This is a genomic window from Maricaulis sp., assembly GCF_034670125.1.
GTDB lineage: Bacteria > Pseudomonadota > Alphaproteobacteria > Caulobacterales > Maricaulaceae > Maricaulis.
This window is the reverse complement of record NZ_JAXMOC010000007.1, coordinates 11,937-25,111: the sequence shown is the minus strand read 5'-3', so window position 1 is coordinate 25,111 and position 13,175 is coordinate 11,937. Positions and strand designations below refer to the sequence as shown.

At 63.9% G+C, this 13,175-nt stretch carries 12 protein-coding genes; 4 read left to right on the top strand and 8 right to left on the bottom strand.

Going from position 1 to position 13,175, the window contains the following annotated elements; genetic code table 11:
- Genes VOI18_RS12370 through VOI18_RS12360 form a run of 3 tightly spaced genes read right to left on the bottom strand, consistent with a single transcriptional unit; the run spans position 1 to position 3,108 of the window.
- Positions 1-774 (bottom strand): ABC transporter ATP-binding protein, encoded by a 774-nt coding sequence (locus VOI18_RS12370; protein ID WP_323762726.1) that lies wholly within the window; start codon positions 772-774, stop codon positions 1-3.
- On the bottom strand, positions 771-1,916 hold the full coding sequence (locus tag VOI18_RS12365; RefSeq protein WP_323762725.1) for an ABC transporter permease: 1,146 nt from the start codon (positions 1,914-1,916) through the stop codon (positions 771-773). Before VOI18_RS12365 ends, VOI18_RS12370 begins: the two co-directional genes overlap by 4 nt.
- 19 nt (positions 1,917-1,935) lie before the next feature.
- Positions 1,936-3,108: an MFS transporter gene (locus VOI18_RS12360; protein WP_323762724.1), complete on the bottom strand. Its 1,173-nt coding sequence runs from the start codon at positions 3,106-3,108 to the stop codon at positions 1,936-1,938.
- A 146-nt stretch (positions 3,109-3,254) separates the two neighbouring features.
- On the opposite strand from VOI18_RS12360, the gene VOI18_RS12355 reads away from it, so the two are divergent.
- From VOI18_RS12355 to VOI18_RS12345, 3 genes are read left to right on the top strand one after another with little or no spacing between them, the layout of a single operon-like run.
- Positions 3,255-4,550, top strand: a complete 1,296-nt coding sequence (locus tag VOI18_RS12355; protein ID WP_323762723.1) for a glycosyltransferase family 4 protein — start codon at positions 3,255-3,257, stop codon at positions 4,548-4,550.
- A 3-nt stretch (positions 4,551-4,553) separates the two neighbouring features.
- Positions 4,554-5,273 carry a class I SAM-dependent methyltransferase gene (locus VOI18_RS12350; protein ID WP_323762722.1) on the top strand — a complete coding sequence of 240 codons (720 nt, stop codon included), beginning with the start codon at positions 4,554-4,556 and terminating at the stop codon, positions 5,271-5,273.
- Complete coding sequence (locus tag VOI18_RS12345; protein WP_323762721.1) at positions 5,273-6,370, top strand: hypothetical protein; 1,098 nt, start codon at positions 5,273-5,275, stop codon at positions 6,368-6,370. Before VOI18_RS12350 ends, VOI18_RS12345 begins: the two co-directional genes overlap by 1 nt.
- On the opposite strand, the gene VOI18_RS12340 is transcribed toward VOI18_RS12345, so the two are convergent.
- Positions 6,330-6,932: a class I SAM-dependent methyltransferase gene (locus VOI18_RS12340; RefSeq protein WP_323762720.1), complete on the bottom strand. Its 603-nt coding sequence runs from the start codon at positions 6,930-6,932 to the stop codon at positions 6,330-6,332. The genes VOI18_RS12345 and VOI18_RS12340 overlap by 41 nt on opposite strands.
- Entirely contained in the window at positions 6,932-7,384 is a 453-nt protein-coding gene (locus VOI18_RS12335; RefSeq protein WP_323762719.1) for a hypothetical protein, read from the bottom strand. The genes VOI18_RS12340 and VOI18_RS12335 overlap by 1 nt, the downstream gene beginning before the upstream one ends.
- Before the next feature lie 321 nt (positions 7,385-7,705).
- Between VOI18_RS12335 and pip the strand changes: the two genes are divergently transcribed.
- Positions 7,706-8,671, top strand: a complete 966-nt coding sequence (gene pip / locus VOI18_RS12330; RefSeq protein ID WP_323762718.1) for a prolyl aminopeptidase — start codon at positions 7,706-7,708, stop codon at positions 8,669-8,671.
- Here pip and VOI18_RS12325 read toward each other — a convergent pair.
- From VOI18_RS12325 to mrdA, 3 genes are all read right to left on the bottom strand, one after another.
- Positions 8,668-10,020 carry a sodium-dependent transporter gene (locus VOI18_RS12325; RefSeq protein ID WP_323762717.1) on the bottom strand — a complete coding sequence of 451 codons (1,353 nt, stop codon included), beginning with the start codon at positions 10,018-10,020 and terminating at the stop codon, positions 8,668-8,670. The two genes, pip and VOI18_RS12325, sit on opposite strands and share 4 nt — an antisense overlap.
- Positions 10,021-10,134: 114 nt before the next feature.
- A complete protein-coding gene (rodA, locus tag VOI18_RS12320; RefSeq protein ID WP_323762716.1) occupies positions 10,135-11,292 on the bottom strand; it encodes a rod shape-determining protein RodA in 1,158 nt (385 codons plus the stop codon).
- Positions 11,292-13,166 (bottom strand): penicillin-binding protein 2, encoded by a 1,875-nt coding sequence (gene mrdA / locus VOI18_RS12315; RefSeq protein WP_323762715.1) that lies wholly within the window; start codon positions 13,164-13,166, stop codon positions 11,292-11,294. Before mrdA ends, rodA begins: the two co-directional genes overlap by 1 nt.
- Between the last annotated feature and the right edge of the window lie 9 nt (positions 13,167-13,175).

Genomic DNA, 13,175 nt, shown 5'->3' with positions numbered 1-13,175 from the left:
CTAACTCTCCTTGCCGGCCAGCGCGGCACGCCCGCGCGGACCGTGGAAATATTGCTGGATCCAGGGATGCGGATTGGCCAACAACTCCCTGATTGGTGCCACAGCTTCAACCCGTTTGTCGGCCAAAACCGCCACGCGGTCACAAATCGCGTAAAGACTGTCGAGGTCGTGTGTGATCATGACCACAGTCAGACCGAGCGCGTCGGACAATTCCCGGATCAGATTGTCGAAGGCGGCGGCGCCGATCGGGTCGAGGCCGGCGGTCGGTTCGTCGAGGAACAGGATCTCCGGGTCGAGTGCCAGGGCCCGCGCCAGCGCTGCACGCTTGCGCATGCCGCCGGACAGCTCGGATGGAAACCGGTCAGCCGCGCTGGGATCGAGCCCGGCGAGCCCGATCTTCATGCCGGCGATCTCTTCCATCAGGGGTATCGACATGTCGATATGTTCCCGCAATGGCGCCATGACATTTTCAAGGACCGACAGGGAGGTGAACAGGGCGCCGTTCTGGAACAGCACGCCAAGCCGGCTGTCGATGCGGCGCCGTTCCCGCGCCGACATGTCGGCCAGCCGCTGTCCGTTCAGGCGAATTTCCCCGCCCTCCGGCTCTTTCAGCCCGAGAATGGTGTTCAACAGGACGGTCTTGCCGGTTCCCGAGCCACCGACAATGCCAAGGATCTCGCCGCGACGGACGTCCAGATCCAGATGCTCATGGACCACATGACGTCCAAAGGCGCTGCGCAGATTACGCACGGAGATGAGGATGTCGTCGCTCAAATCCCCAGCTCCAGATACATCATCGCAAACAGGGCCTCGAGCACGATGATGGCAAAGATCGACTGAACCACCGACGCCGTCACCCGCCGCCCCAGCGACTCCACATCGCCCTTGACCTGCATGCCCTGGCGACAGCCGATGATGGCCACAACCATGCCAAAGACCGGGGCCTTGGACATGCCGACCCAGAAATGACTGATGTCGATTTCCGAGTGCAGCCGCGTGAAGAACAGGGCCGGCGAAATATCCTGGGCCGACCAGGTCACCAGCATGCCCCCAAATATACCGGCCACCATCGCGCCGAATGTCAGAAGCGGTGCCATGAGAACACAAGCCACGACCCGCGGCAGGACCAGCGCTTCATACGGGTCGAGACCGAGCACCCGCATGGCGTCGACTTCCTGCTGCATCTTCATCGCCCCGATCGACGCGGTGAAGGCGCTGTCGGACCGGGCGGCCAGCATGATCGCGGTGATCAGCACGCCGAATTCGCGCAGGATGGACAGGCCGACCAGGTCGACGGTGAACACCGACGCGCCGAAACTCTGCAACAGGGTGGCCCCCATGAACGCCACCACCGCCCCGATGAAGAAGGTGAGTGTGGCGACGATGGGCAACGCGTTCACGCCGACCTCTTCCATCGCCCACACGGTCGGGGTCAGGCGAAAGCGCCAGGGCTGGAAGAAGCAGCTCAGGCCCGTCGTCAACGTCTTGCCGAAAAAGGCAAACGTGTCGACGGCTTCCTGGTAGGCGGTCTCGATGCCGGCACCGAAACGGGACAGGGCGTTGATGAAGCCGAAAGTCGGCACTTCGTCCGGCCCACAGACCTGGGTCCGCATCCGGACCTCCTCGATCAGGCGCCGAACCGTCCGGTGGCTCCCGATGAAGTGGAAATCGGCATCGGGCGTCGGACATTTGCGGGTCGCACGCCCCAGCAGGTAGGCACCCGCCGTGTCGACCCGCCCCAAATGCGTGAAATCGACGATGATGTTGCAGGGGTCGGTACTGGCCTCAACCGCACGGATGGCGTTGTCGTGACGACCGATCGTGTCGATGACCCAATCGCCATGGGGCTCAAGGATCGTGCGCTCGCCTTCCTCGCGCACAACCAGCTCCGCTCTCGCCAGCGATTCGTCCCGCATACCCCTCATCGCTCCGATCCTAATCGATATTTTCCCGCTGCGGGAGTAAAGATACACGGCGCAACAAGACGGCTGCAGCCAAGCCGAGCAGGCCCGGCACCATCATGAAGGCAAAGCCGCCCACACCGTATTGCGCATAGGCATAGCCGGACAGGGTCGAAACCACCGCCAGCACGATGCCGCCGGACAGGGCTGAATTGAGGCCCTGCGACAGGGCCGTTTGATCGTCGGGCATGTCATTGGCGGTGAAGCGCAAAAAGCCGACATAGGTTGCGGCGAAGGTCAGGGCGTGAAGCGTCTGCAGGGGGAACAGGGCCCATACCGGCGGCGAGAGCGCCGTCAGCCCCCAGCGGAGCAAGGAAGCCAGTCCGCCAATGATCATCAGACCCGCCGGGCTCAGCCGCCCCAGCCAGCCCCGCCCCGACAACCACAGGAATGCGATCTCGAACGCGACCGCGAACGCCCACAGCGCGCCCACCATCGCCCCACTGATCCCCTGGGCCGACCAGGCATTGGCGGACACGACGTAATAAAACCCGTGACCGGCCTGTATCAGGGCCGACGCGGCGAGGGCGAGGCCCAGCGGTCCAACCAGCATCCGCCCCAGACGCGCCCATTCGTCAGGCCGCGGCACATGAGCCGACGGGCGGTGCCCCGGCGGCAGCCAGGTTGCCGCGAGGGCCATCAGCCCGCCGGCGATGATCACCCAGGCCAGCACGCTCTCCGTGCCCAATCGGTCAATCAGGGCTCCGGCGCTGAAGTTGGCGACAATGAAGAGAGCGGAGCCGAAGGCCCGCACCGGGCCGAACTCGAAAGCGTGATCGCGCGCCGCCCGCATCGCAAAGGCGTCGGTTACCGGAATCTGGCCAAACACCAGCGCACCTGTGGCAAAGGACAGGACCAGCAGGATCCAAGGCGTCGAGACCGGCAGATGAAGGGCGAAGACGATAACGCTGCCTATGGCGAAGGCGAGGATCGGATCGCGATGTCGCACCGCGCGATCAGCCCAGCGTGCGCCGATCGGCGACACCAGTGTCCGACCGATCATGCCCGCCGCCAGAATCCAGCCAATCCACTCCGGCGACAGGCCCCGACCGTCCAGCCAGCGCGGGAAGTAGGGCAGGAAGGCCCCGAACATCAGATAGAACGCGCCGTAATAGGTCGCAAAGCGCAGGGCTGTCGGTTTGACCATCACTCCAACCTGTCACTCCAGCCCCGGCAAACACGCCGGCCACCTGCTTCGCTGCATCGCCGCAATTCCGCAACAAGACCCGCTTGGCGAACATTGTTCACTTCTATAGGTTCGCCACTCAATTGCCACCGCCGGAATCACGCGTCATGGACGGACATACCCTTGTTTCCACAAGGATGGAAAAGGAGAGTGACGTCACGCCGGTGCGGCCGCTGCGCGTGCTTGTCACCGGCTATCGTTCGCACCCCCATGTCGGCGGACAGGGCGTCTATCTGCGCGAACTGACGCGGGCACTGAAGGCCCTGGGACACGATGTTTCGGTGGCGTCCGGCCCGCCCTACCCCGAACTCGACCCCGGCATCACCCTGCACGAACTGCCTTCGCTCGACCTGTTTGCCGAGGAGAATGCCTTTCTGGCCTTCCGCCCCCGCTATCTGACATCCTGGGCCGACCTGTCGGAATGGCTGGCCCATAACTCCGGCGCCTTTGGCGAGCTCTACGCTTTCGGCCGCCGCCTCGACCGTTTCCTGACCCGGCATGAGGGGGTTTTCGATGTCATACACGACAATCAGACACTGTCGGCTCCGATGGTTCGCATCAATGCCCGCATTCCGGTGATCACCACCCTGCATCATCCCATCGCCATCGACCGTGACTATGCGATCGCGGCGGGCCGCAAATGGTGGGAACGGCTTTTGACCCGGCGGTGGTATCGCTTCATCGGAATGCAGGCCAAGACCGCGCGCGCCCTGCCCCGCCATCTGGCCGTTTCCGACGCGGCACGCCGCACCCATGCCGAACGCTATGGTGTTGATGCCGGACGGGTGCGGGTCGCGTTCAACGGACTCGATCATGACACTTTTCGCCCGGCCCTCTCGGTGCAGCGCGAGGCCGGCCTCATTGTGACCACGGCCAGCGCCGACGTTCCGATCAAGGGCCTCGATGTGCTCATCGAAGCGCTGGGCCGGGTCGCGGCGGCCAGGCCCGCGGCCCGCCTGCACATCATCGGCACCCTGCGCGACGGTCCCGCCAGGCGCATGCTGGCCGCGCACGGACTGTCCGACCGGGTGTCGACATCATCCGATCTGAGCCGGGAAGAGGTCGCCGACCTGTACCGCCGCGCCCACATTGTGGCCTGCCCGGCCCGCTTCGAGGGTTTCGGCTTTCCCGCTGCCGAGGCCATGGCCTGCGGCGCGGCCGTGGTCGCCAGTGATGGCGGTGCCCTGCCGGAAGTGGTGGGAGATGCCGGCCTGATCTCTCCCGCCGGCGACGCGGACGCCATGGCGGGCAATATTGCCCGCCTGCTCGACTCGCCCGATGCCGCCGCACGGCTGGGCGAAAAGGCCGCGATCCGCGCCCGTCGCGAATTTTGCTGGTCCAAGCACGCCCTCGCGGCGTCTCACCTGTATGTCGAAGCCCTTGCAGACAAAGGCAGGGGCTGATCGATGCAAACCATCCAGATCGATAGCCTGGCGCTGGAGCCCGGCATGCGGATCCTCGACCTGGGCTGCGGCCAGGGTCGGCACCTGCACGGGCTGTACTGGGACGAAACGCCGGTCACGGCGGTCGGGCTGGATTTGAGCCATGAGGACGTTTGCATCGCGCTGGACAAGTTCTTCGAACTGCCACCGCCAGAGCCGGCCTCGGACCTGCGCAGCGCGGTCCTCACGGCCGGAACCGGCGACCAGCTTCCCTTCCCCGACAACACATTCGACCGGGTGATCTGCTCGGAAGTCCTGGAGCACGTGCCCGATCCCGAGCTATTTCTGACCGAGATCAGACGGGTTCTGAAACCGGACGGGATATTCGCGGCCTCGGTGCCGCGCTACTGGCCGGAGAAAATCTGCTGGTGGTTATCCTTCGGGTACCAGAACACGCCGGGCGGTCATGTCCGTATCTTCAAGCCGCATGCCTTCAGGCGTGATGTCGAGAAGCAGGGCTTCCGCCGCTTTCGCCGCCACTGGGCCCACGCGCTGCACAGTCCCTATTGGTGGCTGCGCTGCGCGTTCTGGGAGACGCAGGAGGAAAATCGCCTGATCGCACTCTATCGCCGCTTCCTGGAGTGGGATCTGATCAAACGCCCATGGCTGACACGGGCCATGGAGTGGGTGCTGGACCCGGTCATGGGCAAGTCGGTCGTCATGTATTTCCGGAAGACAAGCTGATGAGCCGATCGGTCAATATCAGGGCCTGCGCCGATCACATCACGTCCCTGCAGCGCAGCGACGGCACCATCCCGTGGATCGAGGCCGGTGTATGGGATGCCTGGAATCACGGTGAGGCAACCATGGGCCTGGCAATCGCCGGTCGTGAGGCGGAAACCTTCAAGGCACTGGCGGCCCTGATGGAGCGTCAGGAAAGCGATGGCGGCTGGACCGGCGATCTCGGTGCTTCGGTACCGCTGGACGAAGCCAACCGTCACCTGGTGCCCGGCACGCCGAAAACCGCCCGCGACACAAATTTCTCCGGCTATGCGGCAGTTACGGTCCTGCGCAGCCTGCTGGCCCTGAACGCCCTCGACATGCTGCCGCGTTACTGGCCCATGATCGAAGCGGCGATGCACTTCATCCTCGGCCACCAGACTGCGCATGGCGATGTCGTCTGGCGGGCCCGGGGCGACGAGCAGACGCTGACCGAAATCGACAGTCTGCGCGCCGGCAATGCCAGCCTTTACAAGGCGCTGGAATGCGCCTGCCTGATCGGTCGCCGTTTGGGCAAACCGGTCGAGGACTGGGCCGAGGCCCGCCGGCGTATCGGCGCCGCGCTGCGGGAGAACGATGCCCGCTTTGACCGCAAGGGTACGGACCGGCGCGGCTTTGCCATGGATTGGTATTACCCGGTGCTGGCGGGCGTCCTGCCGATCGATGTGGGGCGCGCCCGCCTGTATGCGCGCTGGGCAGAGTTTGTCGAACCGGGCCTGGGGTGCCGCTGCGTCTCGGATCAGCCCTGGGTCACCGCCGCTGAAACGGCTGAACTGGCTCTGGCCTGCCAGGCCGTCGGCCAGCCCAGACAGGCCGGCGAACTGATCGCCAATCTGTCTCCGCTGGTTGCCCGCGATGGCGGATACTGGATGGGGTGGCAGTTCGAGGAATCGATCATCTGGCCGCGTGAGCGACCTTCCTGGACGTCAGGTGCGCTGATCATGGCAGCCGATGCGATCGAAACCCTGACGCGGGGTAGCGACCTGCTGGTCAAAAACCATCTGCCGGAGTACCCGGCGACTAAAGCCGCCGCAAAACTTCCAGCGTTCCTGTACGCCTGACCGGCTGAAACAGACCCGAGGCGCAAGCCAGCTTCCATATCTCGTAGGGCGGCCGGCCCCCGTCTTCCGGATTGGGGAAGACGTCATGGATGGCAAGAACGCCGCCCGCAACAACACGTCCGGCCCAACCGCGATAATCCGCCAGCGCCGCCTCCATCGAATGTCCGCCATCAATGAAGACCATGCCGAGCGGCGTCGTCCAGTTGGCGGCAATCACGGCGGATCGTCCGACCAGCGGAATGACGCAGTCTTCCAATTTGGCCCGAAACAGGGTTTCGCGCAGGGCCGGCAGCGTCTCGACCGCGCCGAGTTTGGTATTGAACAGCTCCGGGTCGTGATATTCTTCGCCCGGCTGGTGCTCCTCGGAACCGCGGTGATGATCGAGCGTATAAAGAATAGTCCCGGCCTGACGGGCGGCAGGGCCGAGATAGAGCGCCGACTTGCCGCAATAGGAGCCGATTTCCAGGACCGGGCCCAACTGTCCCGCCTCGGCGGCCAGCTGCGCCAATTCCTGCCCTTCCCCGGGATCGAGGAAGCCCTTCACCTCATCGGGATGGATCATCAGGAAATCGAAGGGTTGCGCATCTGGCGCCGCAGCTCGGCGAGTTCATCCGCCCGATCCCGCAAATCATTGATCCGCAGGGTCAGCAGGTCACGCTCCACGCGCAAGCCGGACAGCGCATCGGCGTCATGTAGCGATGTCAGTTCGAGGATGGCCGACTCGATAACCGCCTGGGCTGTCTGGGCATTGGACATGGCCTGCTCGACCGAACCCAGGGCAATGGTGGCCTCGCGGCGGGACAGGCCGACACCGGCGTCCAGCAGCGCGCGCGAAGCGGCATCAATGCCGGCAGCACCCTGCCAGATATGGACGATGTCCGCCCGCACCTGATCCGGCGCACCGGCATCCGACAGCATGATCGATTGTGTATCCAGATAGACGGTCAGAGCATCCGGCTGATCTTCATCGGACTGTCCGGCAAGCTGGTTCATCCAGCGCATAGCCGTGTCCATGGAGCTGGCCTCTCGGATCAGCCCGCGCGCACCCAAATCTTCGTTGAACTGGCGAACCGACTGCTCGAGCTGGCGATGCACGGCAGCAGACGGGGCATCCGGAGGCGAGAAACTGGATCCGGCGATCGAGATCGGCGCACTGGCGCACGCCGATGCAAGACTGCAAAAACATATGGCTAGCAAAGCTCGCCCGAATGCGATCATCACACAGAGTTTCCCAGGATCGATAGTCAGCCCAAACCGTGGATCACGATATAGAGTGAAGTGCCGCTAGGCTATGGTTTATTGTGTTTATGACTGGCTAACGGCACAGTATTCAACATGGACGCTTCCTACTCACGCCGCCTGCTATATCCACCGATCCGGCCCTTGCAGGCCTCGAGACTGGCAGTGGGCAACGGTCATGACCTCTATATTGAAGAATGCGGGCGCCCGGACGGCTTGCCCGTTGTGACCCTGCATGGCGGTCCCGGCGGCGGTGTCTCGCCGGCCTTGCGACGTTTCTTCGACCCCCGCCGTTTCCGGGTGATCCTGTTCGACCAGCGCGGCTGTGGTCGCTCGACCCCGCATGGGGGTCTCGAGCACAACACCACACAAGACCTGATCGACGACATGGAGCGCATCCGCGAGGTGATGGGGATCGACAAGTGGGTCGTCTTCGGTGGCTCCTGGGGGGCGACGCTCGCCCTCGCCTATGCCCGCGCCCATCCGGACCATTGCATCGGCCTGATCCTGCGCGGCATCTTCACCTGTTCCCAACGCGAGCTGGACTGGTTCTACAAGGACGGCGCCAACATGCTGTTTCCCGACGCCTGGGAACGCCTGGTCGATCCGCTGAGCCCGGAAGAGCGCGGCGACATCATCCGTGCCTATTACGAACGCCTGGCCGAGCCGGACATCATCCGCCGCCGGCCTGATGCCCTCGCCTGGGCGCGCTGGGAAAGCGCCTTGATTTCAATGACCGGCGACCCGTCGGCACCGCTGGCCGATCCGGTCCGCTCGGACGCCCTCGCCCGGCTGGAAAGCCACTATTTCTTCCACAAGGGTTTCTTCCAGCGCGATGGTGAGTTGATCACCGATGCCGACCGCTACAATCACCTGCCCGGCGTGATCGTCCAGGGTCGCTATGATGTCGTGACCCCGCCCCAAACGGCATGGAGCCTCGCCCGGGCTTGGCCGCGAGCAAGGCTCCACATGATTGGCGATGCCGGCCATGCAGCCGGCGAGCCGGGCGTGGTCGACGCGCTGGTACGCGCGACCGACGCCTTTGCCGACAAGTTCGCCTAGCCGAGGCCAAGCAGCGAGCCGATGGCGCCGCCATTGAACTTGGCGTCCAGGCCCAGGAAGAGAATGAAGCCGATCGCTGGCGGTACGATGAACTTCACACAGAAGTGGAAGAAGGCGAACAGACCGTTCGAGGCATGGCTCAACTCGTCGCGCATTAGCGACTTGGGAATGACCCAGCCGGCAAAAACCGCCACCAACAGACCACCGAGCGGGAGCAGGAAGCTGCCCGACAGCCAGTCCACAAAAAGACCGCCGAAATCAGACGACCACACGGCACCCGCACCGATCATGAAGGCGAAGAAGCCGAGCAGCCAAGCTGCGGTGGGGCGCGAAAAGTCGGAATGCTCCTCGACGAACGCGACCGTCCCTTCGAGCAGCGAGATCGATGAGGTGATCGCTGCGATGAAGGCCAGCGCGAAGAAGGAGCCACCGATGATATTGCCCGCCGGCATGTCGGCGAACACGGCTGGCAGAGCCGTGAAGATCAGGCCAAGGCCTGCGGCCGGGTCGATGCCAACCATAAAGACGATCGGGAAGATCATCAGGCCGGCGATCAGCGCCACCGCGGTATCGGCGGAGGCGATCAAGATCGAGGACGAGCCGATATTGGTGTCCTTGGACAGGTAGGAGCCATAGGTGATCATGATGGCCGAGGCGACCGAGACCGAGAAAAAGGCCTGGCCGAGCGCGGCGACAAAGGTCTGACCGGTCACCGCCGAAAAGTCTGGCGTGAACAGATAGGAAATCGCATCACCTGCAGCGCCGGTGGCGAGCGAATAGACGGTCAGGCCAATCAGCATCACGAAAAAGAGCGGCATCAGGAACGTCGCGACCTGCTCGATCCCGCCTTTCAGGCCCCTCGCCACGATCAACACCGTGATGATCATGAAGCCGGCATGCCAGGCCAGTTGGGTGAACTCCCCGCGATAGAAGAGATTGGCGCCATCTGGCTCCGAGAAACCGCCCGCGAAACCGGAGGCCGCATAAGCGAGGACTTGGCCTGCAATCACGGAATAGGTGGTCAGGATCAGGAAACCGCCTGCCGTACACACCCAGCCGACGATCGCCCAATTGGCAGAGCGCCCGGCTTCCTGCGCCATTTTGCGGGTTGAGGAGATGGCCGATTGCTGGGCGTGACGACCGATGGCGATCTCAGCCATCAGGACCGGCAGGGCGAACAGGGCCACACAGCCAATATAGATCAGCACGAAGGCCGACCCGCCGTTCTCACCCGTCTGGAACGGGAAACGCCAGAGATTGCCGAGGCCGACCGCGGAGCCAACCGCGGCAAGAATGAATGCAAAGCGCGATGACCAATGCGCGTGCTGACCGGCTGGTGATGCCGCCATGATAGTCTCCCCTGAAACCGGACGCGAAGGCGCGCCCACCCCTTACTGAATTGCCGCGCACACTTCCCCAACCGGTCTGCCCGGTCAAGCGCGCGACGTTGCTGCACTGCGGTGTCAGCCGAACAGTCCGGCGCCGCGCGCCGGCTCGGCATTGCGATGGATATGGGCGCCCAGGATCAGTCCGAACCCGGCCATGACTGCCAGCACAACGGTCCCGCCATAGGATATCAGCGGCAAGGGCACGCCAACCACCGGCAGGAGACGCGACACCATGCCGATATTGATAAACACATAGGAGGCGAAAGTGGTGATCACGCCGATCGTCATCAGGCGCAGGAAGGGCGACTTGCAACTGATCGCGATGATTACGCCTTGTGCCATGATCAAGGCATTGACCGCGAGGACGGAAATCCCGCCAACAAACCCGAACTCCTCACCCAAGGCGGTAAAGATATAGTCGGTCTGCATCTCTGGCAGATAGCCCAGTTTGGACTGCGTTCCTTCCAGGAAGCCCTTGCCGGTCATCCCACCCGAGCCCAGCGTGATCATCGCCTGGTTGGGGTGATAGTTAATCCCGAGAGGATCGAAGTCCGGGTTGAGGAAGGCGCGGACCCGGTCCATCTGGTATTCGGCGAGGATGTTCTCCAGCCCGTATATGCCGACCCCGATGACCCCGGCCAGCCCCACGCCCGCGACGATCAGGATGAACCACCAGCTCAACCCGGCCATGAAAATCACCATGACCCCGGTTGCTGCCAGGAGCAGCGTGGTCCCCAGGTCCGGCTGGCTGACAATCAGCGCCGCCGGCAATCCGATGATCAGCAGCGGCGGCAACAGGCCCGAGATGGTGGTGACTTTGTCATCGGGCAGGTCGTGATAGAAGCGGGCCAGCGCCAGTACCAGGGCCAGCTTCATGATTTCAGCCGGTTGCAGGCGAATTGGCCCGAGATCGACCCAGCGTTGGGCGCCATTGATGGTCACCCCGCCAATTTCAACCAGGACCAGCAGGATCAGCGCTCCGACATAAACCGGATAGGCCAGGCCCATCCAGAAGCGTGGCGGAAACATCGCGATGACGATCATGCCGACAAAGCCGAGCGCGAAGCGAATGGCGTGATTGATCGCCCAAGGTTCCCAACTGCCGCCGCCCACCGAATACAGCATGCCGACGCCGGCAGCGCCAAGCAGGACCAGCAACAGGACCAGCGTCCAGTTGAGCTCCATCATCTTGTCCGGCAGGTCGCGCGGAACACTCTCGCGGAAAACCGCCATCAGGCGCCTCCGGGACTGGCATTGCCGACATCGGCAAATACGCCGGCGCGGCTGGACGGATCACGGGCGACGACACGCTGGAGTATGTCCCGTGCCGGACGGGTCGCGGCGGATGAGCCGCCGCCATGTTCGATCACGACCACGCAGGCATATTTGGGTCGGTCGGCCGGCGCGTAGCACATGAACAAGCCATGGTCGCGCAGTCGCCAGGGCAGGTCTTCCTGCTCGCGGACCCCACTTTCGCGCTCGGCCGCGGTGATGGAATAGACTTGAGCGGTGCCGGTCTTGCCCGCCATTTCAATATCGCCAAGCCCCAGTCCGCCGAGGGAATAGGACGTGCCTCCCGGCTCTTCGACGACTGCACGCAAGCCGTCACGAACGCTGGCCAACGCCGCATCGCTGACCCCGATATGCCGCGCCGGCGGCATCATGGCGTTGCGGTAAAGGGTCGGCGAAACGGCCCGCCCCGATGCGACACGCGCCGTCATCACGGCCAGTTGCAAGGGCGACGCGGTCACATAGCCTTGGCCGATGCCTGTATTGTAGGTGTCGCCGGTCGACCAACCCTGGTCATAGCGGGACCGTTTCCAGGCCGGGTCGGGCATATTGCCGCGGCGAACCCCGGCGATGCCGATATCGAACTGCTCGCCAATGCCAAAGCGGGTCGCCATGGCATGCAGGTTGTCGATGCCGAGACGCGCGGCGATTTCATAGAAATAGATGTCGCACGAAGTCTTCACCGCCTCGCGCAAATCGACGGGCCCGTGACCGCGGCGACGCCAGCAATGAAACTCGCGATTGCCCAGTCGTACCGATCCCGTGCAGTTGATCCGTTCGGCCGGCGGAATGACACCGTGCTCCAGGGCCGCAGCCGCGACGACCGCCTTGAAGGTCGAGCCCGGCGGATAGGTGCCCTGGATCGATTTCTGGAACAGCGGGTTCCGGTCATCCTCGCGCAAGGCGGCATAATCAGATGTCGAGATGCCGCCAACAAACAGGTTGGGGTCGAAACTGGGCGTCGAGACCATGGCGATCAACTCGCCTGTGTTGACGTCCATGACCACGGCCGACCCACTCTCCTGGCCCAGGCGTTCATGGGCGTAGCGCTGGATGTCGGCGTCCAGGGTCAGCACCACATCACGGCCCGAAACCGGCTCGGTGGATTGTTCCGGCAGCTCGCGGATGACGCGGCCGCGGGCGTTGACCTCTGTCTTCAGCGCCCCTGCCTGTCCGCGCAGGTCCATCTCCCGAGCCACTTCGACTCCGGTCTTGCCGACGCGGAAACCGGGATGGCGCAACAGGCGCTCGGCATCGCGCGGATTGTTGGCGATGTCTTCGTCATTCGGCGGCTGCACATAGCCGATCACATGAGCGAAGGACGGGCCGTAGGCATAGGATCTCACCTCGCCCACATCCGGCGTCACTCCGGCCAGGTCCGGCGCATTGAGATTGATCGAGGCGAAGGTGTGCCAGTCCAGATCGTCGGCCACGGTGATGGCGTGAAAGCTGCGCTGGCCGCGCGCCGTGCGCAGGATCCGCTCGCGCTCGTAATCGCCCAGCGGCAGGAAGGGCTGCAACCGGTCGAGCGCAGAGGCGACATCACCCGCCTGCTCCGGCACCAAGAGCACGCGATAACTGTCGCGGTTGTCAGCGACCGCGACGCCGAACCGGTCCAGAATCCGTCCTCGCGATGGCGGCAGCAGATTGAAATTGAACTGATTGTCCTCGGACATCAGCCGGTAGCGCTCGGTTTCCAGCACTTGCAGGGAATACAGGCGCGCGCCCAGGCCCAGGAAGGCAAGGCCGCCCGCCCCCGCCATCAGCAGGGCGCGCCGCGTGAATTTCAGATCCTGTTCCTGTCGGTCAGCGCGCATGGGAACCTG